At 71.4% G+C, this 26,545-nt stretch carries 19 protein-coding genes; 10 read left to right on the forward strand and 9 right to left on the reverse strand.

The features are described from left to right. Nucleotides 1-24 precede the first annotated feature (24 nt). The 3 genes from ispG to dxr form a co-directional block, all read right to left on the reverse strand. Nucleotides 25-1,182: a flavodoxin-dependent (E)-4-hydroxy-3-methylbut-2-enyl-diphosphate synthase gene (gene ispG, locus ACWCV9_RS04655; RefSeq protein WP_450784279.1), complete on the reverse strand. Its 1,158-nt coding sequence runs from the start codon at nt 1,180-1,182 to the stop codon at nt 25-27. Nucleotides 1,183-1,376: 194 nt separating this feature from the next. Then, nucleotides 1,377-2,678: a M50 family metallopeptidase gene (locus ACWCV9_RS04660; protein ID WP_450784280.1), complete on the reverse strand. Its 1,302-nt coding sequence runs from the start codon at nt 2,676-2,678 to the stop codon at nt 1,377-1,379. Then, nucleotides 2,675-3,946: a 1-deoxy-D-xylulose-5-phosphate reductoisomerase gene (gene dxr / locus ACWCV9_RS04665; RefSeq protein WP_385839629.1), complete on the reverse strand. Its 1,272-nt coding sequence runs from the start codon at nt 3,944-3,946 to the stop codon at nt 2,675-2,677. The genes ACWCV9_RS04660 and dxr overlap by 4 nt, the downstream gene beginning before the upstream one ends. A gap of 224 nt (nt 3,947-4,170) precedes the next feature. On the opposite strand from dxr, the gene ACWCV9_RS04670 reads away from it, so the two are divergent. Continuing rightward, on the forward strand, nt 4,171-4,638 hold the full coding sequence (locus ACWCV9_RS04670; RefSeq protein WP_385839630.1) for a hypothetical protein: 468 nt from the start codon (nt 4,171-4,173) through the stop codon (nt 4,636-4,638). Between the two features lie 24 nt (nt 4,639-4,662). Here the strand turns inward: ACWCV9_RS04670 and ACWCV9_RS04675 are convergent, their stop codons facing one another. Next, nucleotides 4,663-6,600: an acyl-CoA dehydrogenase family protein gene (locus ACWCV9_RS04675; RefSeq protein ID WP_450784281.1), complete on the reverse strand. Its 1,938-nt coding sequence runs from the start codon at nt 6,598-6,600 to the stop codon at nt 4,663-4,665. A 385-nt stretch (nt 6,601-6,985) separates the two neighbouring features. Between ACWCV9_RS04675 and ACWCV9_RS04680 the strand changes: the two genes are divergently transcribed. Together ACWCV9_RS04680 and ACWCV9_RS04685 are read left to right on the forward strand one after the other, a co-directional pair. Next, entirely contained in the window at nt 6,986-7,999 is a 1,014-nt protein-coding gene (locus ACWCV9_RS04680) for a LacI family DNA-binding transcriptional regulator (protein ID WP_450784282.1), read from the forward strand. An 87-nt stretch (nt 8,000-8,086) separates the two neighbouring features. After that, nucleotides 8,087-10,126 (forward strand): glycoside hydrolase family 31 protein, encoded by a 2,040-nt coding sequence (locus tag ACWCV9_RS04685; RefSeq protein WP_450784283.1) that lies wholly within the window; start codon nt 8,087-8,089, stop codon nt 10,124-10,126. Nucleotides 10,127-10,182: 56 nt separating this feature from the next. On the opposite strand, the gene ACWCV9_RS04690 is transcribed toward ACWCV9_RS04685, so the two are convergent. From ACWCV9_RS04690 to ACWCV9_RS04710, 5 genes are read right to left on the reverse strand one after another with little or no spacing between them, the layout of a single operon-like run. Continuing rightward, the gene (locus ACWCV9_RS04690; protein ID WP_450784284.1) at nt 10,183-10,896 is read right to left on the reverse strand and encodes a glycoside hydrolase family 12 protein; all 714 of its coding nucleotides are present in this window, start codon (nt 10,894-10,896) and stop codon (nt 10,183-10,185) included. Between the two features lie 44 nt (nt 10,897-10,940). Beyond that, entirely contained in the window at nt 10,941-13,241 is a 2,301-nt protein-coding gene (locus ACWCV9_RS04695) for a glycosyl hydrolase family 95 catalytic domain-containing protein (RefSeq protein ID WP_450784285.1), read from the reverse strand. Then, nucleotides 13,238-14,176: a carbohydrate ABC transporter permease gene (locus ACWCV9_RS04700; RefSeq protein WP_450784286.1), complete on the reverse strand. Its 939-nt coding sequence runs from the start codon at nt 14,174-14,176 to the stop codon at nt 13,238-13,240. Before ACWCV9_RS04700 ends, ACWCV9_RS04695 begins: the two co-directional genes overlap by 4 nt. Then, complete coding sequence (locus ACWCV9_RS04705) at nt 14,173-15,219, reverse strand: ABC transporter permease (protein ID WP_450784287.1); 1,047 nt, start codon at nt 15,217-15,219, stop codon at nt 14,173-14,175. Before ACWCV9_RS04705 ends, ACWCV9_RS04700 begins: the two co-directional genes overlap by 4 nt. A 27-nt stretch (nt 15,220-15,246) precedes the next feature. Continuing rightward, nucleotides 15,247-16,938, reverse strand: a complete 1,692-nt coding sequence (locus ACWCV9_RS04710; RefSeq protein ID WP_450784288.1) for an extracellular solute-binding protein — start codon at nt 16,936-16,938, stop codon at nt 15,247-15,249. Nucleotides 16,939-17,305: 367 nt separating this feature from the next. On the opposite strand from ACWCV9_RS04710, the gene ACWCV9_RS04715 reads away from it, so the two are divergent. The 7 genes from ACWCV9_RS04715 (at nt 17,306) to ACWCV9_RS04745 (ending at nt 26,537) form a co-directional block, all read left to right on the forward strand. After that, nucleotides 17,306-20,137 carry a glycoside hydrolase family 3 C-terminal domain-containing protein gene (locus ACWCV9_RS04715; protein ID WP_450784289.1) on the forward strand — a complete coding sequence of 944 codons (2,832 nt, stop codon included), beginning with the start codon at nt 17,306-17,308 and terminating at the stop codon, nt 20,135-20,137. 168 nt (nt 20,138-20,305) lie between these two features. Next, a complete protein-coding gene (locus ACWCV9_RS04720; RefSeq protein WP_385839642.1) occupies nt 20,306-21,085 on the forward strand; it encodes a polysaccharide deacetylase family protein in 780 nt (259 codons plus the stop codon). A 141-nt stretch (nt 21,086-21,226) separates the two neighbouring features. Further along, nucleotides 21,227-22,129, forward strand: a complete 903-nt coding sequence (locus tag ACWCV9_RS04725; protein WP_450784290.1) for a methyltransferase domain-containing protein — start codon at nt 21,227-21,229, stop codon at nt 22,127-22,129. A 12-nt stretch (nt 22,130-22,141) separates the two neighbouring features. After that, nucleotides 22,142-23,845, forward strand: coding sequence for a bifunctional 3-(3-hydroxy-phenyl)propionate/3-hydroxycinnamic acid hydroxylase MhpA (mhpA, locus tag ACWCV9_RS04730; protein ID WP_450784291.1), 1,704 nt, complete (start codon nt 22,142-22,144; stop codon nt 23,843-23,845). A gap of 15 nt (nt 23,846-23,860) precedes the next feature. Next, entirely contained in the window at nt 23,861-24,139 is a 279-nt protein-coding gene (locus ACWCV9_RS04735; protein WP_450784292.1) for a phosphopantetheine-binding protein, read from the forward strand. Continuing rightward, entirely contained in the window at nt 24,117-25,355 is a 1,239-nt protein-coding gene (locus tag ACWCV9_RS04740; protein WP_450784293.1) for a beta-ketoacyl-[acyl-carrier-protein] synthase family protein, read from the forward strand. Before ACWCV9_RS04735 ends, ACWCV9_RS04740 begins: the two co-directional genes overlap by 23 nt. A gap of 57 nt (nt 25,356-25,412) precedes the next feature. After that, complete coding sequence (locus ACWCV9_RS04745) at nt 25,413-26,537, forward strand: type III polyketide synthase (RefSeq protein WP_385839645.1); 1,125 nt, start codon at nt 25,413-25,415, stop codon at nt 26,535-26,537. Nucleotides 26,538-26,545: the final 8 nt, after the last annotated feature.

The raw sequence follows: 26,545 nt of genomic DNA on the forward strand, positions 1-26,545 counted from the left end.
CGCCTTTGCCGCGGCGTCGGACCGTCAGCCCGCCACCGACACCGAGGGCTCGCCGGAGGTCACGCCGTCCTTCTCCATCTGCTCGGCCAGCTTCATGGCCTCCTCGATGAGGGTTTCCACGATCTTGGACTCGGGGACGGTCTTGATGACCTCGCCCTTGACGAAGATCTGGCCCTTGCCGTTGCCGGAGGCGACGCCGAGGTCGGCCTCGCGGGCCTCGCCGGGGCCGTTGACGACGCAGCCCATGACCGCGACGCGGAGCGGGACCTCCATGCCGGTCAGGCCGGCGGTGACCTCTTCGGCCAGCTTGTAGACGTCGACCTGGGCGCGGCCGCAGGACGGGCAGGAGACGATCTCCAGGCCGCGCTGCTTGAGGTTCAGCGACTCCAGGATCTGGATGCCGACCTTGACCTCCTCGGCCGGCGGGGCGGAGAGGGACACCCGGATGGTGTCGCCGATGCCCTGGCTGAGCAGCGCGCCGAAGGCGACCGCCGACTTGATGGTGCCCTGGAAGGCGGGGCCGGCCTCGGTGACGCCGAGGTGGAGCGGGTAGTCGCACTGCGCGGCGAGCTGGCGGTAGGCCTCGATCATGACGACCGGGTCGTTGTGCTTGACCGAGATCTTGATGTCCCGGAAGTCGTGCTCCTCGAAGAGGGAGGCCTCCCACAGGGCCGACTCGACGAGCGCCTCGGGGGTCGCCTTGCCGTACTTCTGGAGCAGCCGCCGGTCCAGGGAGCCCGCGTTGACGCCGATGCGGATCGGCGTGCCGTGGTCCTTGGCGGCCTGGGCGATCTCCTTGACCTTGTCGTCGAACTGCTTGATGTTGCCCGGGTTGACGCGGACCGCGGCGCAGCCGGCCTCGATCGCGGCGAAGACGTACTTCGGCTGGAAGTGGATGTCCGCGATGACGGGGATCTGCGACTTGCGGGCGATGGTCGCCAGGGCGTCCGCGTCGTCCTGCGTGGGGCAGGCCACGCGGACGATCTGGCAGCCGGACGCGGTCAGCTCGGCGATCTGCTGGAGGGTGGCGCCGATGTCCGACGTACGGGTCGTGGTCATCGACTGCACCGAGACCGGCGCGTCTCCGCCGACCGCCACGCTGCCGACCTGGATCTGCCGGCTCTTCCGGCGCTCGGCAACCTTGGTCGGAACGGACGGCATGCCGAGAGAAATCGCAGTCATCTGCTGTGCAACCCCAAGTCGTGGATCAAGGTCCGGCCCTGTGAACAGTGGGCTCCAGGCTCCGAGATTACGGCACCCGAGGCTCCGAGATTACGGCACCGCCCCGGGCTCCGGCACATCAGACCGGTAAACCCACTCGTTGGAAGACGGCCCGGAACACAGGGGTTTCCGGGCCGTCCGTGAACGGCCCGTGGCTAGGAGATTTTCACCGGGTTGACGACGTCCGCGATCAGCACCAGCAGGGTGAAGCAGACGAAGATCCCGGCGATCACGTAGGCCAGGGGCATCAGCTTGGCCACGTCGAACGGGCCGGGGTCCGGGCGGCGCAGCACCCGGGCCAGGTTCCGGCGCAGCGCCTCCCACAGGGCGCCCGCGATGTGCCCGCCGTCGAGCGGGAGCAGCGGGAGCATGTTGAACAGGAAGAGGGAGAGGTTGAAGCCGGCGAGGAGCATCACGAACATCGCCACCTGCTGGGAGGCGGGGATGTCGAGGGTGGCGATCTCGCCGGTGACCCGGGCCGCGCCGACGATGCCCATCGGGGAGTCCGGTTCGCGCGGGCCGTCGCCGAAGGCGGCGTTCCACAGGGCGGGGATCTTGCCGGGCAGTGCGGCGAGGGAGTCGACGGCGTCGCCGACCCGGTCGCCCATCCAGGTCACGGACTCGCCGAAGTCCTTGTGGACGACACCGGTGGCGGCGCTGAAGCCGAGGAAGCCGGCCTTGACGTAGCCCTTGGTGTACTGGCCGTTCGCGTCCTTCTTGGCGACCAGGTTCGTCTTGATCGTGGTGTGCAGGGTCAGCTGCCGTCCCTGGCGGTCGACGACGATCGTGACGTTCCGGCCCGCGCTGTCCCGGATGAGGTCCGAGAGGGTGTTCCAGTCCTTGGTGGGGGTGCCGGCGAAGGAGACGATCTTGTCGCCAGCCTTCAGACCGGCCTGGGCCGCCGGGGAGACCGGGTCGGACTTCTTGCAGGTGTCGCGGTTCTGGTTCTGCGCGATGGAGCAGGGCGAGACCGAGCGGACGGTGGTGGTCTGCTCCTGGACGCCGAAGCCCATCAGCACGGTGAGGAACAGGGCGATCGCGAGGATCAGGTTCATGAAGGGGCCGGCGAACATGACGATGACGCGCTTCCACGGCTTGCGCGTGTAGAACATGCGCGTCTCGTCGCCGGGCTTCAGCTCCTCGAAGGCGGCCGAGCGGGCGTCCTCGATCATGCCGCGCCAGGGCGAGGTGGAGCGGGCGGAGACCCGGCCCTGCTCGTCGGGCGGGAACATGCCGATCATGCGGATGTAGCCGCCGAGCGGGACCGCCTTGATGCCGTACTCGGTCTCGCCCTTCTTCCGCGACCAGATGGTCGGGCCGAAGCCGACCATGTACTGCGGGACGCGGATGCCGAAGAGCTTGGCCGTGGAGAGGTGTCCCAGCTCGTGCCATGCGATGGAGACGAGCAGGCCGACCGCGAAGACCACTATGCCGAGGATGAACATCAAGATCGTCATGCACGCGCCTCCGCGGTCGCCGTCGTGGCTGTGAGTTCGCGGGCCCGGGCGCGCGCCCAGGTCTCCGCTTCGAGGACGTCCGACACCGTGAGTGAGGTTCCCGTGCCGGGGGTGCCGTGCTCCTCCACCACCCGGGTGACGGTCTCCATGATCCCGTTGAAGGGCAGCGCACCGCCGCGGAAGGCGTCGACGCACTCCTCGTTGGCCGCATTGAACACCGCCGGGGCCGTGCCCGCGAGCTGCCCCACGTGCCGGGCGAGGTTCACCGAGGGGAACGCCTCGTTGTCCAGCGGGAAGAACTCCCAGGTGGAGGCCTTGCTCCAGTCGAAGGCGGGCGCCGCGTCCGGCACGCGTTCGGGCCAGCCCAGACCGATGGCGATGGGCCCGCGCATGTCGGGGGGCGTCGCCTGGGCGATCGTGGATCCGTCGGTGAACTCGACCATCGAGTGGACATACGACTGGGGATGCACGACGACCTCAATGCGGTCGAAGGGAATGTCGTAGAGGAGGTGCGCCTCGATGACCTCCAGACCCTTGTTGACGAGGGTCGCGGAGTTGATCGTGATCACCGGGCCCATCGCCCAGGTGGGGTGGGCGAGGGCGTCCTCGACGGTGACCCGGGCCAGCTCGGCCTTGGTCCGGCCGCGGAAGGGGCCGCCGGACGCCGTCACCACCAGCTTGCGGACGTCGGCCCGGGTGCCCGCCGCCAGCGCCTGGAAGAGGGCGGCGTGCTCGGAGTCGACCGGGATGATCTGGCCCGGCTTGGCGAGCGCCTTGACCAGCGGTCCGCCGACGATCAGCGACTCCTTGTTGGCGAGCGCGAGGGTGCGGCCCGCCTCCAGCGCGGCCAGCGTCGGCGCGAGGCCGATGGAGCCGGTGATGCCGTTGAGCACGGTGTGGCAGGGGGAGGCGGCGACCTGGGTGGCCGCGTCGGGTCCGGCGAGGATCTCGGGCAGCGGCTCGCCGGGGCCGTAGTGCGCGGCGAGCGCCTCGCGCAGCGCGGGTACGGCGTCCTCGCGGGCGACCGCGACGGTGCGCACCCGCAGCCGGTGCGCCTGCTCGGCGAGGAGGGCGGTGCGGCCGCCGTTCGCGGAGAGGGCGGTGACCCGGAAGCGGTCGGGGTTGCGCAGCACGAGGTCGATGGCCTGGGTGCCGATGGATCCGGTGGAGCCGAGGATCACCACGTCCTTGGGGCCGTCGCCGGCCACGGGGTCGTAGACGAGGTGCGGGTCGGCGAGGGGTGCCGGATGGGCGGGACTGTCGGTCATCCCTCCATTGTGGCCGCACCGGCCCGGCGCCCGGACAGGGTGTCCCTCGGAAGGGCGGCTCCGTGACGATCATGTGACACAGGCCACCCGTTGTGTCACTACCTTGTACCGGTCCTGTCGGAAAGGCACGGAAATCGCGCGCGGACGGCGGCCGGCAGTGGCATCCTTCCGGTGCAGCCCGTCACGTCGGGCCTCAAAGGGGGAGTACCACCACGATGAACCGTATGCGTACCACCGCGGCCGTCCTGGCCGGAGCAGCCGTCCTGACCACCGCTCAGCTGGGGATCGCCGGTACGGCGTCCGCCGCCACCCGCACGTCGGCCGGCGCCGGCTGCCCGGTGGACCTGGTCTACCCGAGCCGCTTCTACATCAACTCGCACCACTGGGTGACCAACGGCGGCCTGTACTTCGGCATCAAGAACAAGAGCACGACCACGTCCTTCAAGAAGGTCACGTTCAGCGTCACCAACGTGAAGTACCTCCGCTTCGGCACGGCGAGGGCCACGGGCGGCCGGATCACCCACAACTCGACCCAGTCGGTGTCCGTGTACACGGGCACGCTGAAGGCGAAGAAGAGCCTCGGCATGAGGATTCCGACGCATCTGCTCAACACCCGTACCTACCAGGTGAAGTTCACGCTCCACGGCACGGGCTGGAACTGCGCCGTGAACCAGGGCACCTGGGGCAACTGACCCGCCCCAGGCGCCCGGCGGGGGTCAGTCGCCGAAGGGTCGGCGTTCACTCGCCCGGGTCGCGGGTCCGGGGGTCGCGTCGGCGATCCACGGGCCGTCGCCGGACGGGTCGATGATCCCCTCTTCCAGCCAGGTGTAGGACCCGGCGAGGACGGCCTTGACCACCTTGTGGTCGAGGCCGTCCGTGTTGGTCCACAGCCGGCCGAACAGCTCGTCCACCCGGATGCGGGCCTGGTGGCAGAAGGCGTCGGCCAGCTGGTAGGCCTCGCGGCCGTGTTCGCCGCGGGTGCGCAGCCGCTCGGCGCGGACACAGGCCGCGCTCATGGCGAAGAGCTCCGCGCCGATGTCCACGATCCGGCCGAGGAAGCCCTGCTTGGTCTCCATCCGGCCCTGCCAGCGGGACATGGCGTAGAAGGTGGAGCGGGCCAGTTTGCGGGCGGTGCGCTCGACATAGCGCAGATGCCCGGACAGGTCGATGCCGTGCTTGAACTCACCGTACGACATGGGGAGTTGTCCGGGTCCGGCGACCAGCTTCGGCAGCCACCTGGCGTAGAAGACGCCCGCGTTCGCGCCCGCCCGCGCCTTGTCGGCGAGGGTCTTGTCGGGGTCGATGAGGTCACCGGCGACCGACAGGTGGGCGTCCACGGCCTCGCGGGCGATCAGCAGGTGCATGATCTCCGTGGAGCCCTCGAAGATGCGGTTGATGCGCAGGTCGCGGAGCATCTGCTCGGCGGGGACCGCGCGTTCGCCGCGCGCCCTGAGCGACTCGGCCGTCTCGTAGCCGCGTCCGCCGCGGATCTGGACCAGTTCGTCGGCCATCTTCCAGGCCATCTCGGAGCCGTAGAGCTTGGCGAGGGCGGCCTCGATGCGGATGTCGTTGCGGTCCTCGTCGGCCATCTGGGAGGACAGGTCGAGGACGGCCTCCAGGGCGAAGGTGGTGGCCGCGATAAAGCTGATCTTGGCGCCGACGGCCTCGTGCAGTGCGACCGGCTTGCCCCACTGCTCGCGCTCCGCGGACCATTCGCGGGCGATCTTCAGACACCACTTGCCGGCGCCGGCGCACATCGCGGGCAGCGACAGCCGGCCGGTGTTGAGGGTGGTCAGCGCGATCTTCAGACCGGCGCCCTCGGGGCCGATGCGGTTGGCGGCCGGCACCCGGACCCGGTGGAAGCGGGTCACGCCGTTCTCGATGCCGCGCAGCCCCATGAAGGCGTTGCGGTTCTCCACGGTGATGCCCTCGGAGTCCGCCTCCACCACGAAGGCGGTGATGCCGCCCGGGTGGCCCTCGGACACGGGCACGCGGGCCATGACGACGAGCAGGTCGGCGACCACCCCGTTGGTGGTCCACAGCTTCACCCCGTCGAGGACGTAGGCGTCGCCGTCGGGCACGGCGGTGGTGGCGAGCCGGGCCGGGTCGGAGCCGACGTCGGGCTCGGTGAGCAGGAAGGCGGAGATGTCGGTGCGGGCGCAGCGGGGCAGGAAGGCGTCCTTCTGCTCCTGGGTGCCGAACATCTTCAGCGGCTGCGGTACGCCGATCGACTGATGGGCGGAGAGCAGCGCGCCGACGGCGGGGCTCGCGGAGCCGGCCAGCGCGAGGGCCTTGTTGTAGTACAGCTGGGTGAGGCCGAGGCCGCCGTACTTGGGGTCGATCTTCATGCCGAGGGCGCCGAGTTCCTTGAGCCCGGCGACGACCTCGTCGGGGATGCGGGCCTCGCGCTCGATGCGGGCGCCGTCGACGGTGGACTCGCAGAAGGCGCGGAGCTTGGCGAGGAACTCCTCGCCGCGCTGTACGGCTTCGTCGGCGGGCAGGGGGTGGGGGTGGATGAGGTCGAGCCGGAATCGCCCGAGGAAGAGTTCCTTGGCGAAGCTCGGCTTGCGCCAGTGCTGTTCCCGGGCGGCCTCCGCCACCTGGCGGGCCTCCCGCTCGGTGACGTTGGTACGAGGGGTGGTGGGGGCGGACATGAGGCTCACCTCGCCGCGAAGAGGGATGTTTTCGGGTCGTTCGTACCGACCGGTGCTACTGGATCGTTGGTACCCGAAACGGGGCGACCCCACCACCCCTCGCGCGTCCGATCGGCCCATGCTTCGTCTCCGCCGGCGCGGTCCGGGGTGTTGCGCCGGGGGTCCTTCCGGGGGGACGGTTCGTGCACCGCGCCGGTGCGGCCGCCGCCCGCCGGGGAGGGAGCCGCAGCGCGTCCCGGACACCGGCGGCGGAAATCGCTGTCGAAGCGCTTCGACATCCTCTGGACACCCTGACCTCGCTGGGGCTAGTGTCATTGCCACCCTCAGTTATCCCCGTCGGCTATGCGCCCGTGTCGAAGCGCTTCACAACAGCTTGGAGAGCCGGATGGTCACCCTCGCCGAGGTCGCCCAGCACGCCGGAGTCTCGGCGAGCACGGTGAGCTATGTCCTCAGCGGCAAGCGGTCGATCTCCGCGACCACCCGGCAGCGGGTCGAACAGAGCATCCGGGAGCTGGGCTACCACCCGAATGCGGGCGCCCGCGCCCTGGCCAGCAACCGGTCGAACATCATCGCGCTGATGATCCCGCTGCGCACCGACATGTATGTGCCGGTGATGATGGAGATCGCCATCGCGGTGGCCACCACGGCCCGCACACACGGGTACGACGTACTGCTGCTCACCGGCGAGGAGGGGCCGGACGCGGTGCGCCGGGTGACTGGCAGCGGGCTCGCCGACGCGATGATCCTGATGGACGTCGAGCTGGAGGACGAGCGGCTGCCGCTGCTGCGGGAGACCGACCAGCCCTCCGTGCTCATCGGCCTGCCCGCCCAGACCACCGGACTGACCTGCGTGGACCTGGACTGGACGGCGACCGGCGCGCTCTGTGTGGATCATCTGGCGGGGCTCGGTCACCGTGATGTCGCGGTCATCGGCGAGGCCCCGGCCGTCTACGAGCGGCACACCGGCTTCGCCGAGCGCACCCTCGACGGTCTGCGCGCCCGTGCCCGCGAGACGGATGTGCGGGTGCTGCACCGCCCGTGCGAGGGCGGGTACGACGCGATGGCCCTGACCCTGGCCCGGATCTTCGACGAGCGGCCCGGGACCAGCGGGTTCGTGGTGCAGAACGAGTCGGCGGTGGAACCGCTGCTCGCGCTGCTGCGCCAGCAGGGCCGGGCCGTGCCGGAGGACGTCTCGGTGGTCGCGATCTGCCCGGAGCAGGTCGCCGTGCAGGCCTCGGTGCGGCTGACCTCGGTCGCCGTACCGGCGCAGGAGATGGGCCGGCACGCCGTGGAGCATCTGGTGGCCAAGCTGGACGGGCGGGGCGGCGACGAGGTCGTGCTGATCGCGCCCGAGCTGACGGTACGGGCGAGTTCGGGACCGGCTCCGGCCGCCTCCTGACCCACCCCTCCTCCCCCGTGCTCCGGTGCGTCCGGGGCACACCTCTGCCTGCCTTGTCCCTGTCCCGCACTCCTTCAGGAGCATGCAGTGAATCAGCCTGGCGTCGCGCAGTCGAAGGTCTCTCTCGCCCAGTCCTCCCCCACCGTCGGCACCTTCCGTGAGCGGGACGGCGCGCTGGAGTGGAGCGGCCGTCAGGAGACGGTGCGGATCGAGCCCTGGGGCCGGGACGCGGTCCGGGTCCGGGCCCGGCTCGGCGGCCCGGTGCTGGAGGGGCTGCCGGGGGCGCTCCTCGGCACCCCGCCGGAGCGGGCCGGCACGGTCAAGACCGATGGCGAGCTGGCGCGGCTGACGGTCGGCGCGCTGACCGTGGAGGTGACCGCGGAGGGTCTGATCCGGTTCCTGCGCACCGACGACGGCAGCGAGCTGCTGGCCGAGGAGCGGGCCCACTTCTGGTGGCCCGGGCCGCGGCTGTACACGGCGGTCGGCAACGGCCACCACCGGCTGGAGCAGCGGTTCGCCGCGTACGAGGGCGAGAAGCTGTACGGCCTGGGCCAGCACCAGCACGGGCGGCTGGACCAGAAGGGTCTGGTGCTGGACCTGGTGCAGCGCAACGCCGAGGTGAGCGTGCCGGTGCTGGTGTCCAGCCGGGGCTACACCCTGCTGTGGAACAACCCGGCGATCGGCCGGGTGGAGCTGGCGGGCAACGGCACCCGCTGGGTCGCGGACTCGGCGCGGCAGATCGACTACTGGATCACGGCGGGCACCCCGGCCGACGGGCAGCGTTCCTACAGCGCGGTGACGGGCCGCACGCCGATGCTGCCGGAGTGGGCGGCCGGCTTCTGGCAGTGCAAGCTGCGCTACCGCACCCAGGACGAGCTCCTCGCCGTGGCCCGCGAGTACAAGCGCCGGAACCTGCCGATCTCGGCGATCGTGTGCGACTTCTTCCACTGGACGCACCTCGGCGAGTGGAAGTTCGACCCGAAGGAGTGGCCCGACCCGGCGGCGATGGTCCGCGAGCTCGACGAGCTGGGCATCAAGCTGGTGGTGTCCGTGTGGCCGTCGGTGTCGCCGCTGTCGGAGAACCACCCGGTGATGGAGCAGCGCGGCTATTTCATCGGCACGCAGTACGGGCCGATGGCGCACGCCGACTGGCCGGACAAGGAGGTCGCCTCCACCGTGCAGGTGGCCTTCTACGACGCCACCAACCCCGAGGCCCGGGAGTTCGTGTGGTCGAAGGTGCGGGACAACTACCTGGTTCCGTACGGCATCTCGGCGTTCTGGCTGGACGCCTGCGAGCCCGAGCTGAAGCCCGGCTTCCCGGAGAACCTGCGCTACTGGGCGGGCCCGGGCCTGGAGGTCGGCAACCTCTACCCGGCGGAGAACGCCCGCACCTTCCACGACGGGCTGCGCGCCGAGGGCGAGGAGGTCCTCACCCTCAACCGCTCGGCGTGGGCGGGCAGTCAGCGGTACGGCGCCGCGCTGTGGTCGGGTGACATCGGCACCGACTTCGCGACCCTGCGCCGGCAGATCGCGGCGGGCCTGAACACCGCGCTGTCCGGCATCCCCTGGTGGAACACGGACATCGGCGGCTTCCACGGCGGCGACCCGGACGACCCGGCCTACCGCGAGGTGCTGATCCGCTGGTTCCAGTTCGGCGCGCTGTCCCCGCTGATGCGGCTGCACGGCTTCCGGGACCCGGGGATGCCGCTGGGCCCGGAGATGACCGGCGGCCCCAACGAGGTGTGGTCCTACGGCGAGGAGGCCGGCGCGATCCTGGAGCGCTATCTGCGGCTGCGCGAGCGGCTCAGGCCGTACATCCTCGAGGTGATGCGACAGGCGCACGAGGAGGGTCTGCCGGTGCTGCGGCCGCTGTTCCTGGAGTTCCCGGAGGACGGTGCGGCCTGGTCCGTGGACGACGCCTACCTGTTCGGCCGGGACCTGCTGGTCGCCCCGGTGCTGACGGCGGGTGAGAGGGTCCGTACGACGTATCTGCCGGCGGGCGCGCTCTGGACGGACGCGTGGACGGGCCAGTCGTACGAGGGCGGTACGGAGGTCACGGTGGACGCGCCGCTGGACCGGATCCCGCTGTTCCTGCGGGACGGGGCAGAGCTGCCGATCACCGGGTGAGGGGTGGCGAGCAGGGGGCGCGGGGAGCCGCGCCCCCTGCCGGACCGGCTGCCGGGTCAGCTGCTGGTGACGCTTTCGCTGTTGACCGTGAAGTTCAGGCCGCCGGAGGAGGAGGTGATCTCGAAGCCGAACTGGAGGTCACCGATGGTGACGTTGCCGAACCAGCCCTTGGTGTCCTTGATCCATTTCAGGATCGGCAGGATGTCGACCGTGCCGGAGCTGGAGTTGGAGGTGCGGAGGAACGAGAACACGTCGTTGGAGCCGTTGGTGCCCTTGTAGACCGTCCAGGTCGAGCCGCCGAGCGTCACGGTGCCCTGCGAGGTGCCGAGCGGGCCGACGGGTCCGGTCTTGTTGAGCCAGAGCATGATCTCGTACTTGTGGTTGGTGTCCCAGATGTCGTACGCCGTCTCGTAGGCGCCGGAGGAGGGGACGCTGACGTTGTAGCTGCTGGTCAGCGAGGAGAGGGAGGTGATCGACTTGTTGATCACCTTGTCGGCGTTGGGGTAGGACTTGATCCCGCCGGTGTTGGGGTGGTTGGCCCAGACGCCCCAGTTGGTGCCGGAGTTGGCCCAGATGCACTGGCTGCCGGCGCCGGAGCCCCAGATGTCGTTGTACAGGGTGTAGCCGTTCAGCGTGGTGGAGGCCCACTGGTCGCAGGAGGACCAGACGGCGGCGGAGGCGGGGGCGGAGGCGAGGCCGACGGTCGCGCCGAGGGCCAGTGTGGGGGCTATGAGGGCCTTGGCGACCCTGCTCAGGGTTCTCGTTGCCATGGTGTCCCTTCCATGGGTGGGGGGGGAGTGTGGGGTTTTCTCGGCTACCGCGCCCCCAGGGTGAGGACGCGGTCTTCTCCGGCGACGAGGTCGAGCGGCTCGGTGCCGGAGGAAGTCCGCAGTTCGATGCGGTGGGTGCGCCGGGGCTTCACGACGGCTCGGGCCCCGTCCGGGCGCCAGCTGAGGTCGATCTCCGCCCCGAACCGGGCCTGGACACCACGCAGTTCACCGCGCGGGCAGCCGGCCGGGACGGCGGGGAGCAGGACCAGCCGGTCCGGGGTGGACTGCACCAGCGACTCGATGAGCACGCCGGGCAGGGTGTGCGCGGCGTCCGCGTTGTAGACGCGGCGGTCCGGGTAGTGGGCGCTCATCAGGGAGGCGTGGAAGTAGTCGCCGCCGAGGACCCGTTCCAGGGCGTGCGCGACCCGGTCGGCGGCGCCGAGCCGGGCGGCGACGAGGGCGTGGTGCAGATGGCCGTGGGCGGAGTCGTTCTCGGCGCCGCGCAGTTCGAGGGCGCGAAGGGCGGCGGCGGCCGGCTCGGGGGTGTCGTGGGGGGTGATCTCCTCCAGGGGCCAGACGCCGTACAGATGGCTGAGATGGCGGTGGTCGTAGGTGTCGTCGAGTCCGGGCCAGGCCCATTCGGCCAGTGCTCCGTCCCGGTTGATCCGGTGCGGGGGCAGCCGGTCGGCCAACGCCAGCCATTCGCGCGCCCGTTCGGGGTGGTGGCGGGCGGCGGTGCGCAGGGCGTGCCGGGCGGCCGAGAGATCCATGGCCGCGTTCAGCACGCCCCAGCCGCCGTTGGCGGGGCGGTTCTCCGGCGAGTAGGAGGGGACGACGACGAGGTGTCCGTCGGCGTCGGTGCGGGTGAGGAAGTCGGCGTAGAAGGCGGCCGCCTCGGCGAGGGCGGTGACGGTGCGCGGATCCGGCTCGGCGCCGCTCGCGCGGTGGATCTCGTCGTGGTCGAGCAGCGGCTTGAGCAGCCAGTCCAGACCGGCGGTCCACAGGTGCAGCGGGTACTCGCGGCTGAAGTGGTAGGCCAGCCCGGACTCGCCGTCGGTGTGCGCGGGGACGACGGCACCCCGGGCGCCGAAGATCGCCCGGGCGTTCTCCCGCCAGTCGGGCAGCTGCCGCTGGACGAACCGGGCGAGCGCCTCGGTGACCTCGGGCAGCGCGGCGGCGGGGGCGCTAGCGGTCTGGAGATTGAGGTTGGCGTTGGTGGTGAGGGCGCCGGACCATGCCGTGTCCCACTCCCCCGTCCACAGCCCGGTGAGCCGGGGCGGGAGCAGGCCGCTGCTGGACAGCAGGTGATAGCGGCCGGCGGCGAAGAGCCGCTCCAGCAGTGCCGGGCTGTGCGGGCGGCTCAGCAGCTCGGAGCCGGGCAGCGCGCGCTCGGCGGGGTCGGCGTCCAGGTCGAGCGTCACCCGCTGGTAGGCGGTGCGGTGCAGGGCGAGATGCCGGCCGAGGAGATCGTCGTACGGTCGCCCGCCGGTCTCGGCACCGGCCTTGGCACGGGTCTCGGGACCCGCCTTGGCACCGGTCTCGGGACCGGTCTCGGCACCGGTGAGGAGGTCGCGCAGCTCCCGGCCCGCGGCAACGACGTCCAGTTCGCCGGTGTGCCGGCGCACCCGGGTCAGCAGCAGCACCGAGCGGGCGCCGGTGACACGCACGGCCGGCGGGGTGAGTTCCGCGCTGCCGCCGTCGAGCACGACGACGGTCACCCCGGTGTAGGCGCGGTCGCTGCCCGGGTAGCGGGCGCGCAGGCTGAGCAGGGCGCCCTCGGGGATCAGCAGGGCGCCCTGGCCGACCCGCAACCCGGCCGGGACGCCGGGCAGCCGGTGGTCCAGGCAGATGTCGAGGGTGCCGCCGGTGACCTCGTGCACGATCACGTCGTCCGCGCGGGAGACGAAGACCCGGCTGCGCGCGCCGGCGCAGCTCGCCGTGGCCTCGCCGGTGCTGAAGTCGAGGGCCCGCCGGTGGCCGCGCCCGGTCTCCCCGGTGCCGCGCACCCGCAGCTGGAAGGCCGGGTGGAAGGGCTGCACCCAGTGCAGCGGGCGGCCGTCGGTGAACTCCTCGGCGGCGGTGAGGTCACCGGCGAGCAACCGGTCCTGGAGGGCGGGGAGCCGGTCGGCGAGCCGGGGCGGCCGGGCGTGTTCGGAGCCGTTGGGGCGGACCAGGGTGTGATGGGTGACGATGACACGATCGTCGTGCGGATCACCGAACACCAGGGCGCCATGGTGACCGTTCCCGGTCAGGAAGGCGTCCTCCCAGCGGGCAGCCGGCGAGGGCTCCCAGGTGCCGTGCACCACGGATGCCTCGGGTGCCCCCTGGGAAGGCTGCCGGCTCAACCCTTCACCGCCCCCGTCAGCATCCCCTTCTTGAAGTGCTTCTGGACGAACGGCGACAACACCGCGACCGGCAGCAGCGCCATCACCATCACCGCCATCTGCACGGCCAGCCCGGACAGTTGGCCCGTCTTGATCGCCTGGCTCAGCCCCACCGGCGCCTCCTGCTTCTGCACCAGCTGGATCAGGACGTTCTGCAACGGCATCATGCTCTGGTCGTTGAGGTACAGCGACGCGTTGAACCAGGCGCTCCAGTACCCGACCGCGTAGAAGAGCGTGATGACCGCGAGGACGGCCCGGGACAGCGGCATGACGATCTGCCACAGGATCCGGAAGTCGCCGGCGCCGTCGATCCGCGCGCTGTCGATCAGTTCCTGCGAGATGCCCATGAAGAACCCGCGCAGGACCAGGATGTTGAAGACGCTCACCGCGCTCGGCAGGATCAGCGCGAGATAGCTGTCGGTCAGCCCCAGGGACTGCACCAGCAGGTACGTCGGGATCAGACCCGCGCTGAAGAACATCGTCGCCAGCAGCAGCATCAGCAGCCAGCGGTGCCCGAGCGAGCCGATGCGCGAGAGGCCGTACGCGCACAGGACGGACACCGCCATCGAGAACAGCGTGCCGACGAGGGTGACGAGGGCGCTGATGACCGTGGCCCGGGTGACCTGGCCGCCGCTCAGCAGCTCCTTGTACGCGACGAACGTGATGCCCTTGGGGACCATCACCAGCCCGCCCGCCTGGTCGATCGTCCGGCGGGAGGACAGGCTGGTGACGACCACGATCCAGAGCGGGAAGAGGATGCCGAGACAGGCCAGGGTCAGCACCAGGCCCTTGCCGGCCAGGCCGGCCCTGCTCGGCTCCTCCTCCCACACCGGCCGGGGCGGAGCGGCCCAGCGGGACGGCCGCCGTACCGGAGGCTTGTCGACTACCTCGGTCACTTCTTGTACACCCCCTGCTCGCCCATGAGATGGGCCACCTTGTTCGCGGCGAGGACCAGCCCGAGGCTGACCACGCCCTTGATCAGACCGGCGGCGGCCGCGTAACCGAAGTCCTGGTTGCGTACGCCGTTCCACCAGACGAAGGTGTCGAGGACCTCCGCCGCGCCCGGCCCGACGGCCTGCCGCTGGAGCAGGATCTGTTCGAAGCCGACGGTCAGGGCGTCGCCCACGCGCAGCACCAGCAGCAGTGCGATCACCGGGCGCAGCGCGGGCAGCGTGACGTGCCACATCCGGCGCCAGCGGCCCGCCCCGTCCATCGCGGCGGCCTCGTACAGGTCGGGGCTGACGGAGGCCAGCGCCGCGAGGAAGACGATGATCCCCCAGCCCGCGTCCTTCCAGACGCCCTCGGCCGTGACGAGGAACTTGAAGGTGGACGGGTCGCTCATGATGTCCAGGCCGTCGTACCCGTGTTGCCGCAGCAGCTGCGACAGGACGCCCGCGCCGCCGAAGATCTGCTGGAAGACGGAGATGACCAGCACCCAGGAGAAGAAGTGCGGGAGGTACAGGATCGCCTGGGACAGCGAGCGCAGCCGCGGCCTGACCACGCTGTTGATGAGCAGCGCGAGCAGGATGGGGACCGGGAAGAACAGCACCAGCTGGAGGAAGAACAGCACCAGCGTGTTCTTGACCGCGTTCCAGAAGGCCGGGTCGTCGAACATCCGCTGGAAGTTGTCGAAGCCGACCCAGGGGCTGTGCAGGATCGAGACGATGCCGTTGTCGCTGACGTAGGGGTCGTAGTCCTGGAAGGCGACGACGTTGCCGAGGATCGGCAGGTAGTTGAAGACCAGGAGCAGCAGGACGGCCGGCAGGGTCATCAGGAGCAGGATGCGGTCGCGCCGGAATCTCTGGCGCAGCCCCGGCTTCCCGGTCCTGGTCCTGGCGTGGTCCGCCCGGGCTGTGCCGGCGGCGCCGGACGCCGCCCGGGTCCTGCCCGTCCTGTCGTCCGCTCCGGCCGGCTTGCGGGACACGGTGCTGTGGGACACGGCCGTCCTCCTTGCCTCGGTGCCCGGTCAGCCGGCCGCCGGACCGTTCTCGTCGAGCAGCTTCTTGTACCAGTCGCGCAGCTTGTCGCCGCCCTGGCTCTTCCAGTCCGAGACGGCCTGCTGCATGTCGCTGATCTTCTTGCGGCCGCGGGTGATGTCGTCCTCGAGCTGTTCGAAGTCGCTGCCGAGGTTGGTGTAGCGGGTCGGCTCGGTGATCATCTGGCCGTAGAAGCTGGACTTCCTGGTGAAGGCGCCCATCCGCTGCTGCCACTCGACCTGGGCCTTGGCGACGTCGGGGAAGTCGGGGTGGGCGATGGTGGCGGCCGGGCTCGCGACCATGACGTAGGCGTTGAGGACCTCGTTGTTGCCCTGGGTGGTCTTGCTGGGCACGCCGTTCTTGACCGTGTAGTCGGCGCCCTCCACGCCGTAGTTGGTGAGCATGTACTCCTTGGTGCCGTACGGCGCGGCGGTGACGTTGGCGACGGCGAGCGCGTCCCGGATCACGGACTCGGAGGCCTTCTTGTTGATGAAGGCGAAGATGCCGGCAGGCTGCTCGGCCCACAGCTTCGGGGCGCCGCCGTCATGGCCGAAGATGTCCATGCCCCAGATCTTGAACTCCGGGTTCTGGGCGGCCTGTTCGGCGGTACGGCCCCACCACTGGCTGATGTTGTTGGGGTAGATCAGGAACTCGCCGGCCGCGAACCCCGGGCCCGCGTCGGGGGCGTTCTTGCCCATCATGGCGTCGGGGTGGACGTACCCGGCGGCGAAGAGCTTGCGGGTCCACTCCAGGGCCTCGAGGTACTCCTCGGTCTCGATGCGGCAGATCATCTTGCCGTCGACGAGGTTCCACCCCAGCGGCTTCTCGCTGCCGGAGAGCACCCCGAACATCTGGAAGGCGGTCCACTTCATGTCCAGGCAGGCCCACCGCTTGGCCCTGGCGTTGGTGATCTCCTTGGCCAGGGACATGAACTCGTCCGCCGAGCGCGGGACCTGGTAGCCCTTCTTGTCGAAGATGTCCTTGCGGTAGAAGGGCACGATGCCGGTGACGTACGGGGAGGGCTGCGGCAGGCCGCGCAGCTTGCCGCCGATGATGCAGCGCTGCCAGGCGTCGGTGGGGATGGCCGCGAGGTTCGGGTAGTCCTTGACCTTGTCGCCGGAGAGGTACGGCCCGAGATCGGCGAACTTGTTGATGATGGCGGTGGGTATCCTGCCGCCCATGTTCCAGCTCGGGACGACCACCACGTCCGGTACGTCGCTGGAGGCGAGGACCGCGCCGAGCTTCTGGTCGTAGGTGTTGCCGTCCTGGTTCTGCCAGACGACGTCCACGCCGATCAGGTCGTTCATCGCCTTGTAGTAGGCGTTGTCCTGCTTGGGCGGGGTACCCCAGAACGGCGACATGACGGTGACCCTGCCGCCCTTGCCGAGCTTCCTGGGCACCGAGGTCTTCAGGCCGGCGAGATCGAGCTTGCCGGTGAAGCCGATCGCCGAGCCGTTCTTCGCCGGGATGTCCGGGGTCACCACGTTGGCGGCGACGTAGGACGGCAGCAGCTTCTTCGCGTCCTTGCCCGAGGAGGAGCCGCCGCCCGAGCCGCTGTCCGACCCGCCGCAGGCGGTGAGCAGCGGCATCCCCCCGGCCACCGCCACTGCGGCGACCGCCGTGGAGGCGAGGAAGCTTCTCCTGCTGGTTCCGGTGGGGGCGGAGTCGGCGTTCGGCGTCATTGCGTCAACCCTTCGTGGCGCACCAGGACACCCGGCGGTGGCCGTCGGCTGCGGTGTCTCGAGTGGATCTGGCTGAGCGGAAGCGCCCGGATCAGGACACCCGGGTGAGGAGCAGATCGAGCGCTCCGCATAGTCGAAGCGCTTCGATGTTGCTGTGAGATTAAGTGAACCCCTGGGGGCGCACAAGGGTCGTTACGAAAGTTCCCGGGATGCGGCGCGCCCCCTGCACATCGCCGATCCACCCTTGCGGGGCAGGCGAGAAGTCCACTCTTTTCGGGTCCGGGACCTTGACACCCACCCCACCGTCGAATGAGCATCGAAGCGCTTCGAAAGCTTCTCGTCGCTCCCGTCGCAAGGGGAACCGCTCGTGACCGTTGACTCGCCGACCACGCCGCCTTTCCGCGATCCGAACCTGCCGTTCGCCAAGCGCATCGACGACCTGCTGGCGCGGCTCACCCTGGACGAGAAGGTGGCGTTCCTGCACCAGTTCGTGCCCGCCGTGGAGCGGCTCGGCATCGCCGCCTTCCGCACCGGCCAGGAGGCCCTGCACGGCGTCGCCTGGACGGGCCCGGCGACGGTGTTCCCGCAGGCCGTCGGCCTGGGCGCGAGCTGGAACCCGGAGCTGGTGCGGCGGGTCGGCGAGGCGGTGTCGAAGGAGGTCCGCGCGATGCGCGCCCGCGACGAGCGGATCAGCCTCAACGTCTGGGCGCCGACGGTCAATCTGCTGCGCCATCCGCTGTGGGGCCGTAACGAGGAGGGCTACTCGGAGGACCCGAAGCTGACCTCGGCGATCGCCACGGCGTACACCCACGGGCTGCGCGGCGACCACCCGGTGTACTGGCGTACCGCCCCCGTGCTGAAGCACTGGCTGGCCCACAACAACGAGACGGACCGGGCGACCTCCTCGGCCTCCGTCCGGCCGCGGGTGCTGCACGAGTACGACCTGCGCGCCTTCCGCGAGACGGTCGAGGCGGGCGCCGTGGCCGGCGTGATGCCCGCCTACAGCCTGGTCAACGGCCGCCCCAACCACGTCTCCCCGTATCTGCGCGAGCATCTGCGCACCTGGACGGACGAGGACCTGATGGTCTGCTCGGACGCCACCGCGCCGTCCAACCTGGTCGACCCGGAGCACTACTTCGACACCCACGAGGAGGCCACCGCGGCCGCCGTGCTGGCCGGCCTGGACAGCTTCACCGACCACGGCACGGACTCCTCGCAGATCACCGCCCGGATCAAGGGGGCGCTGGCGCGGGGGCTGCTGACCGAGTCGGACATCGACACGGCCGTCCGCCGCCAGCTCTCGGTGCGCTTCCGGCTCGGCGAGTTCGACCCGCACTACGACCCGCACGCGGGCACCGGCGAGTTCGACACCCCCGCGCACCGGGCGCTCGCCCGGGAGGCCGCCGAGCAGGCGGTGGTCCTGCTGAAGAACGACGACCTGCTGCCGCTCGCGCCCGACACCCGGATCGCGGTGGTCGGTCCGCTCGCCGACGAGTGCAAGCTCGACTGGTACAGCGGCAGTCTGATCCACCGCTGCACCCCGCTGGAGGGCCTGTACGAGCGGTTCGGGCCCGAGCGGGTGGAGTTCACGGAGGGCGTGGACCGCGTCCGGCTGCGCACCGCCGCCGGCGCCTTCCTGCACGTGCCGCCGTCCGAGGCGCCCGACGAGGTGCGGGGCGCCGAGGGCGCCCTCGACCCGGCGCTGCTCGCCGGCCGCACCGATCTGCCGCCGCTCACCACCGATCCGACCGGCACGGAGTTCGCCCTGGCCGAGTGGGGCGACGGGGTGCTGACCCTGCGCGCCCCCGACGGCCGCTATCTGACCGTCGCCGAGGACGGGTACGTACGCGCCGCCGCGGACCAGCCCGGCGGCTGGGTGGTCCAGGAGACCTTCCGCCTCGAACCCCACCACGGCGGTCACCTCCTCACCCATCTCGGCACGGGCCGCCATGTCCGAGTCGCCGCCGACGGCGTGCAGGTTGCCGCGACCGGCGACATCTTCGAGGTGATCACGGTCGAGCGCGGCGAGGAGGCCGTGGCCCGGGCCGCGGCCGGGGCGGACGTGGTGCTCGTCGTCGCGGGCAACGACCCGCACATCAACGGCCGCGAGACCGAGGACCGTACGACCCTGGACCTGCCCGGCCACCAGCAGCGGCTGCTGCGCGCGGCCCGCGCCGCGAACCCGCGCACGGCGCTGGTGCTGGTGTCGGCGTACCCCTATGCGGTGGACGTCACCTCGCTGCCCGCCGCGCTGTGGACGGCCCACGGCGGCCAGGCGGCGGGCACCGCCCTGGCCCGGGTGCTGGCCGGTGACGTCTCCCCCTCGGGCCGCCTCCCGCAGACCTGGTACGCCTCGGACGCCGATCTGCCCGATCTGCTCGACTACGACGTGATCGGCGGCCGGCAGACCTATCTCTACTTCGAGGGCACCCCGCTGTTCCCCTTCGGCCACGGCCTGTCGTACGCGACCTTCGCCTACTCCGACCTGGTGGTCCGCGTCGGCCCGGGCTCGGTCGTGGTCGACTGCGCGGTCACCCACACCGGGGACCGCCCGGCGGCCGAGGTGGTCCAGCTGTACACCCGGGCCGTGGACCCGTCGGCGGCCCGCCCGCGCCGGGAACTCCTGGCCCACGAGCGGATTGCCCTGGAGCCGGGCGAGACCCGGCAGGTCTCCTTCGACGTCCCCCTGTCCGCCTGGGAGTTCTGGGACGTCGCGCACAGCCGACGCCGGCTGGAGCAGGGCGTGTACGAGATTCTGGTGGGGGCGTCCAGCCAGGACATCCGGCTGCGTACGACCGTCGTGCTGGACGGCGAGCCCCCGGCGCCGCGTCCGGTGGTCCGGCGGGGCCTGCCGGCGGCCGACTTCGACGAGCAGTCCGGCGTCGCGATCGTGGACCGCACGAAGACGGCGGGCGACGCGGTCACCCCGGCGCACGGCGGTACGGCGGAGCTCCTCTACCGGGCCTGCGACTTCGGCTCCGGGGTGCGCGAGGTGACGGCGCAACTGGCCGGCCAGGGCGTCCTGGAGGTCTCCCTGGACGGCGGCCCGGTCCTGGCCGAGCTGGCCCTCGACACCCCGACCGCGGGCCCCTACGCCTACACCAGCACCGGCGCCGCGCTCGACGCCGAGGGCGTCCATGACGTCCGGCTGAGACTGCGCGGCCCGCTGCGGCTCGCGCACGTCGGCTTCTCCGGTTGAGGGTCCGGACGAGGCCGACGAGGGGAAGGGGTCCGGCACCGGCAGGCAGCGGTGCCGGGCCCCTTCGGCCAGGGCGGCTCCGGTGCGGCGGGCGGAGCAACCGGAGGGCCGGAAAACGCCTCACTAACAAGCGTCGGCACCAAGCACTGGCACTGGAAAGGCCCCCGCATGCCTGCGTTCGCGCGAATACGACGGCCCCGGATACTCATCGCCGCCGGGACGGCCGTGATCGCCGCCCTGGTGGCGGCGCTGATCGTGTCCCTGACGATCACGACGTTCGACCACACGTCGCCGCGTGCCGCCCGGGACAAGGCGAAGGGCACGGTGACCGGGCCGGTCGACTGCCGCAAGGCGAAGTGCGTGGCCCTCACCTTCGACGGCGGTCCCAGCGCGACGACCCCGCGGCTGCTGGACATCCTGAAGGAGAACCATCTGCACGCGACGTTCTTCGTCCAGGGCAGGGGCCATATCGACACGTACCCCAAGATCCTCCGCCGGATCTCGGACGAGGGGCACGAGATCGGCAACCACACCTGGTACCACGAGGTCCTCACGGAGATCGACGACAAGGACGTCCGGAGCGAGCTGACCAGCACCCAGACCGCCATCGAGCGGATCACCGGCAAGAAGCCCATCCTGATGCGCCCCCCGCAGGGCCGTACCAGCCGCAAGGTCGCCGAGATCTGCAAGGAGCTGGGGCTGGCGCAGGTGCTGTGGAGCGTCACGGCCAAGGACTACGAGACGACGGACTCGGCGCTGATCACCAAGCGGGTGCTCGACCAGACCCAGCGTGACGGCATCATCCTCCTGCACGACCTGCACAAGGGCACCGTCCCCGCCGTACCGGGCATCCTCAAGGCCCTCAAGGAGCGCGGCTACACGATCGTCACGGTCTCCCAGCTGCTCGCCCCGGCCAAGCCGGAGCCGGGCATGGTCTACCGGCCGTAAGAACCGTTTCTGCACAGAGACTGCGGAATTCACATTCACGCCTTCGGGGGTAGATCGACCGCAGGACACCTGCACAGCCTCATGCGGCCCGGCGGGCATGGCACGCTTCGGGAAATGCCCGTCGCACCGTGAGGAATCCGCATGAAAAAGGCTGGCAGCGTCCTGGACGACGGAATGTCCCTCGACGGTTCGGCCGACGCACTGCACAAAGCCGTGGCGCACCATTTCGACCAGCTCGTCGATCTGTACGAGGAGCTGTGGGGCGAGCACATCCACCACGGTTTCTGGGACCCGGACCGGCCCGAGGTGCACCGGCACGAGGCACAGCTGCGCACGGTCCGGGAGCTGATCGCCTACGGCGGTGTCCCCGAGGGCGGCCGGGTGCTGGACAGCGGCTGCGGCATCGGGGCCTCGGCCCAGGTGCTCGCCCGCGACCTGGGCTGCCGGGTCGAAGGGATCACCATCAGCGGCGAGCAGATCCGGCGGGCCGCGGAGAAGGCCGCGCAGGCCGGCCTCGCCGACCGGGTCGGCTTCCGGCTCATGGACGCCATGCGGACCGACTACGCGGACGACACGTTCGACGCGGTCTGGTCCCTGGAGAGCTGTGAGCTGATGACCGACAAGCGCGCCTATCTCGCCGAGTGCCTGCGTGTGCTCAAGCCGGGAGGGAAGCTGGTCGTGGCCACCTGGTGCAGCCGCGACGACCGGCTCACCGGCTCCGAGGTGCGGCTGCTCCGCAAGATGTACCGGGGCCTGGCGGTCCCCTATGTGCTGCCCCTCTCGCATTACCGGGACATCTGCACCGACCTCGGTTTCTCCGCGGTGGACACCGCCGACTGGACCGACAGTGTCCGGGCCACCTGGAGGATTTCCGCGGACATCGTCAAACCCATCGCGCGCAATCCCCGTCTCATGGTCAAACTGATCCGCGCCAAGGGGCTGGAAGTCCTGCGCATGTCGCATTCGGTTCCGCTGATGAAGCGACTGTACGACGAGAACATCATGCGCTACGGCGTGTTCCGCGCCACCAAGCCGAGGGACTGACAGGCGCCTGACGTGACCCCGTCGAAGGCGCCGGTGGTCGTCATCGGTGCGGGCCCCACGGGGCTCACCACGGCCACCCTGCTCGCCCAGTACGGCATCGACTGCCTCGTCCTCGACCGCTGGGAATCGGTCTTCCCCCAGCCCCGAGCGGTCCACCTGGACGACGAGGTGTACCGGATCCTGGCCCGGCTCGGGATCCGGGAGGAGTTCGCCGCGATCTCCCGGCCCTGTCCGGGGCTGCGCCTGGTCGACTCCCGGCTGCGCCCGCTGGCCGAGTTCCGGCGGGACCTCGGGACGGGGGTCCACGGCTATCCCGCGGCGAACATGTACGACCAGCCGGACCTCGAGGCGATCCTGCGCGCCAACCTCGCCCGGCACCCCGGTGTGACGGTCCGCGGCCACACCGAGGTCACCGGCCTGACCCAGCCGGCCGGCGGCGGGGTGACGCTCCGGGTCACCGACCGGGTCACCGGCGAGACCGGCACCCTCCACGCCGAGTACGTCCTCGGCTGCGACGGCGCCCACAGCCGCACCCGCGCCTGGATCGGGGCCACCATGCGCGACCTGGGCTTCGCCCAGCGCTGGCTGGTGGTGGACGTGGTCACCGACGCCGACATCCCGCAGTGGGACGGGGTGCACCAGGTGTGCGATCCGGTCCGCGCGGGGACGTACCTGCGCGTCGGGGGCCGGCGCCACCGCTGGGAGTTCCGGCTGGGGCCCGGCGAGTCCGCCGACGGCTACCGCGACATCGCCCGGCTGTATCCGCTGATCGCTCCCTGGACCGGTGCCGTGCCGGCCGGGCGGCTCGAGGTCGTGCGCGTCGCCGAGTACACCTTCCGCGCGCAGCTGGCCGACCGCTGGCGGGACGGGCGGGTGTTCCTGCTCGGGGACGCCGCCCATCTGACCCCGCCCTTCATCGGGCAGGGCCTGGGCGCCGGGCTGCGGGACGCGGCCAACCTCTCCTGGAAGCTCGCGGGCGTGCTGGCCGGCCAGCTGCCCGAGGCCGTACTGGACACCTACGAGACCGAGCGCAAGCCGCACGCCCGGGCCATGATCCGGCTGGCGAAGCTCATGGGGGTCGCCATGACCCGAGGCGGCGAACTCGGCAACGCCGTACGCGGGCTGCTGCTCCCCCGGCTGGGGCTGCTCCCCTCGGTCGGGCGTCTGGTCCTCAGCAGCGCGACCCCGGCGCTGCGCCGCTCCGCCCTCGTCCGGCGGCCGCGGCTGCCGCGCGGCCCGGCGGGCAGCCTGTGCCCGAACGCGCTGGTGGACGGCGGCCGCAGACTCGACGATGTCGCGGGCGGCCGGTTCGCCCTCGTGACCACGGCGGAACCGGGCGGGGAACTCCGCGCCGAGCTGGCCCGCCGCGGTGCCGTGCTGGTCGTGGCACACGCCGGCACGGAACTGCACCGCTGGCTGCACGGCGCTCGCGTGCGAGCCGCCCTGGTCCGCCCCGACGGGACGGTGCTGCGTGCCGCGCGCCGCGCCGACGAGCTGTGCCGGGACCTGCCGGTGTGCGCCGTCGAGCACCCGCGCCCGTGGACCGGCGCCGAGGGGCATCGGCCGTCGAGCGTCTTCGAACGGGTGAAACCACGTTTCCCGCTCCCGCGGCGCGCGTTCACAGAGGGGCGCTCGGACGATCATGTAGTACGCAGGGTCGGCCTGCCGCGCCCGTCGACGGACCGAGAGGGATTCCGCGATGGCCGCGGAACGTGAACAGGAGGCACCGGTATGACCCAGGCCGCCCGGGGCGCGCTGCCCGAACAGCTCGTGACCCTGCTGACCCAGCACATGGAGGTCCGGCTGGACCCCGGGGACCTGACCCCGACGGCCACCTTCAAGAGCCTCGGCGTGGACTCGCTGTCGCTGATGGAGCTGGTGGTGGCGGCGGAGGACGAGTTCGGCATCGTCCTGCCCGAGGACACCCTGGACCTCTCCCCGGCCTCCACGCTCGCGGACGCGGCCCGAGTCTTCGAGGAGGCGGCCTGTGCCGCCGACGACGCGCGCTGAGATCGCCGTCACCGGCCTCGGTCTCGTCACCCCGGCGGGACACACCGCCGAGGACAACTGGGCGGCCCTGTGCCGGGGACGTTCGCTCGCCGCACCCGATCCCGAACTCGCCGGGCTCGCGGTCGACTTCTCCTGCCAGGTGCCCGGCTTCGACGCCGCGGCGGAACTCGGCCGGCCGCTGGCCCGGCGGGTGGACCGGTTCATCCAGTTCGCCCTGGTCGCCGCCCGCCGGGCCGTCGCCGACGCCGGTCTCGGCACCAGCACCGACGGCGGGCTGGGCGACCGGGTCGGGGTCGTCCTCGGGGTCGGGTCCAACTGTCTGAGCACGTACGTCACCGAGTTCGGCCACCTCGGCGCGGGCCGCCCGGAGCGGGTCTCGCCGCTCGCCCTGCCGCGCAGCGTGCCCAGCATGGCCGCCGGCGAGGTCGCCATCGACCTCGGTGCGCGCGGCCCCAACTTCACCACCGCCAGCGCCTGCGCCTCCGGCACCACCGCGCTGGGCGTGGCCCGCGATCTGCTCCGCTCGGGCACCTGCGACATCGTGCTGGCCGGCGGCAGCGAATCGGCCCGCTCCCGGATGACCGCCACCTGCTTCGCCCGGATGCGGGCGCTGTCCCGGCGCCGCGAGGAACCGGAGCTGGCCAGCCGGCCGTTCGACGCCCGGCGGGACGGCTTCGTGCTCGGCGAGGGCGCGGCCGTCCTCGTCCTGGAGCGCGCCGCCGACGCGCGCGCCCGCCACGCCCGCCCGCTGGCCCTGCTGCGGGGGTACGGCGCCGGCGCCGACGCCCACCACCCGGTGGCCCCGCACCCGGACGGTGACGGCGCCGTACGGGCCGTCACCGCCGCGCTGCGCGACGCGGGCTGCGGTCCCGGGGACATCGTGCACGTCAACGCGCACGGCACCGGCACCCCGTTGAACGACGCGGCGGAGGCCGCCGCCCTGACCCGGGTCTTCGGCGACGCCATGCCCGCGGTCACCGCGGCCAAGGGGGTGATCGGCCATGCCCTGGGGGCGGCCGGGGCGATCCAGGCGGCGTACACGGTCCTCGCCCTGCGCCACGGCCTGGTGCCTCCGGTCGCCAACTTCGAGGGGCAGGACGGCGATCACAAACTCGACATCGTGGCCGGACGGCCCCGCCCGGCCACCGGCGCCGGGCTCAGCTGCTCCTTCGGTTTCGGCGGCCAGAACGCCGTTCTTCTCCTCACCCCGGCGTAGCCGCCGCCGGACAGCCACAGCACACGGACGCAGAAAGCAGAAAGGGGTGGAAGCCGTATGCCGACAGGTCGGACGACGGTGGGGCGCGGGGGGTGGGGGCCGGCCGAGCCGGGACCGCGGGTCAGGGCGGTCCGGACCGCCGTACCGGCGCACCGGTTCACCCAGGAAGAGATCATGGAGGCCATCGCGGGCACCACGCTGGGGCGCTCCCAAACCGGCCGGCTGATGCTCCGCAAGATCCAGGCCAACGCGGGGGTGACGACGCGCCACTTCGCGCGGCCGCTCCGGGAGCTGAGCGGCCTGACCGACTTCACCGACGCCAACCGGGCCTGGCTCGAGACCGCGCTGGACCTCGGCGAACAGGTCCTCACCGAGGCGCTTCAGGCGGCCGGTGTACAGCCCTCGGACGTGGACGCCGTGATCAGCACCACGGTCACCGGGCTGGCGGTGCCGTCGATCGAGGCGCGCCTCGCGCAGCGGGTCGGCCTGCGCCCGGACGTCCGGCGCGTCCCCCTGTTCGGCAACGGCTGCGCGGGCGGCGCCGCGGGCCTGGCCCTGCTGCGCGACTATCTGCTCGGCCACCCCGGCCACATCGCGGTGCTGCTCTCCGTCGAACTGTGCTCCCTGGCCTACCGGACCGACGACACGTCGATGGCGAACATCGTCGCCGGAAGTCTCTTCGGCGACGGCGCGGCGGCCGTCGTGGCGTTCGGCGCGCAGCGGCACCGGCAGTCCGGCGGCACCGGCGGCGGGCCGGAGCTGGTGGACAGCCACAGCCGCCTGGTGCCCGGTACCGAGGAGGTGCTGGGCTGGGACATCGGCTCCCACGGCCTGCGCATCCTGCTCTCCCACGACGTCCCGGAACTCACCGCGGAGCATCTGCCGAAGGCCGTCTACGACCTGCTCGGCCGGCATGCGCTCACCCCCGGGCAGATCGCCACCTGGATCGTCCACGGCGGCGGACCGAAGGTGCTCACCGCGGCGGAGCGCGCCTTCGACCTGCCCCCGCAGACACTCGAACCGACCCGGCGGTCCCTGGCCGACAGGGGCAACCTCTCATCGGCCTCCGTCCTGCACGTGCTGCACACGGCGATGGCGGCACCACCGCCGCCGGGCGCGCCCGGCCTGGTCGCCGCCATGGGTCCCGGGTTCGCCATCGAGCTGGTGCTCACCCGCTGGTGAGTGTGGTG

Source organism: Streptomyces sp. NPDC001606 (assembly GCF_053596835.1).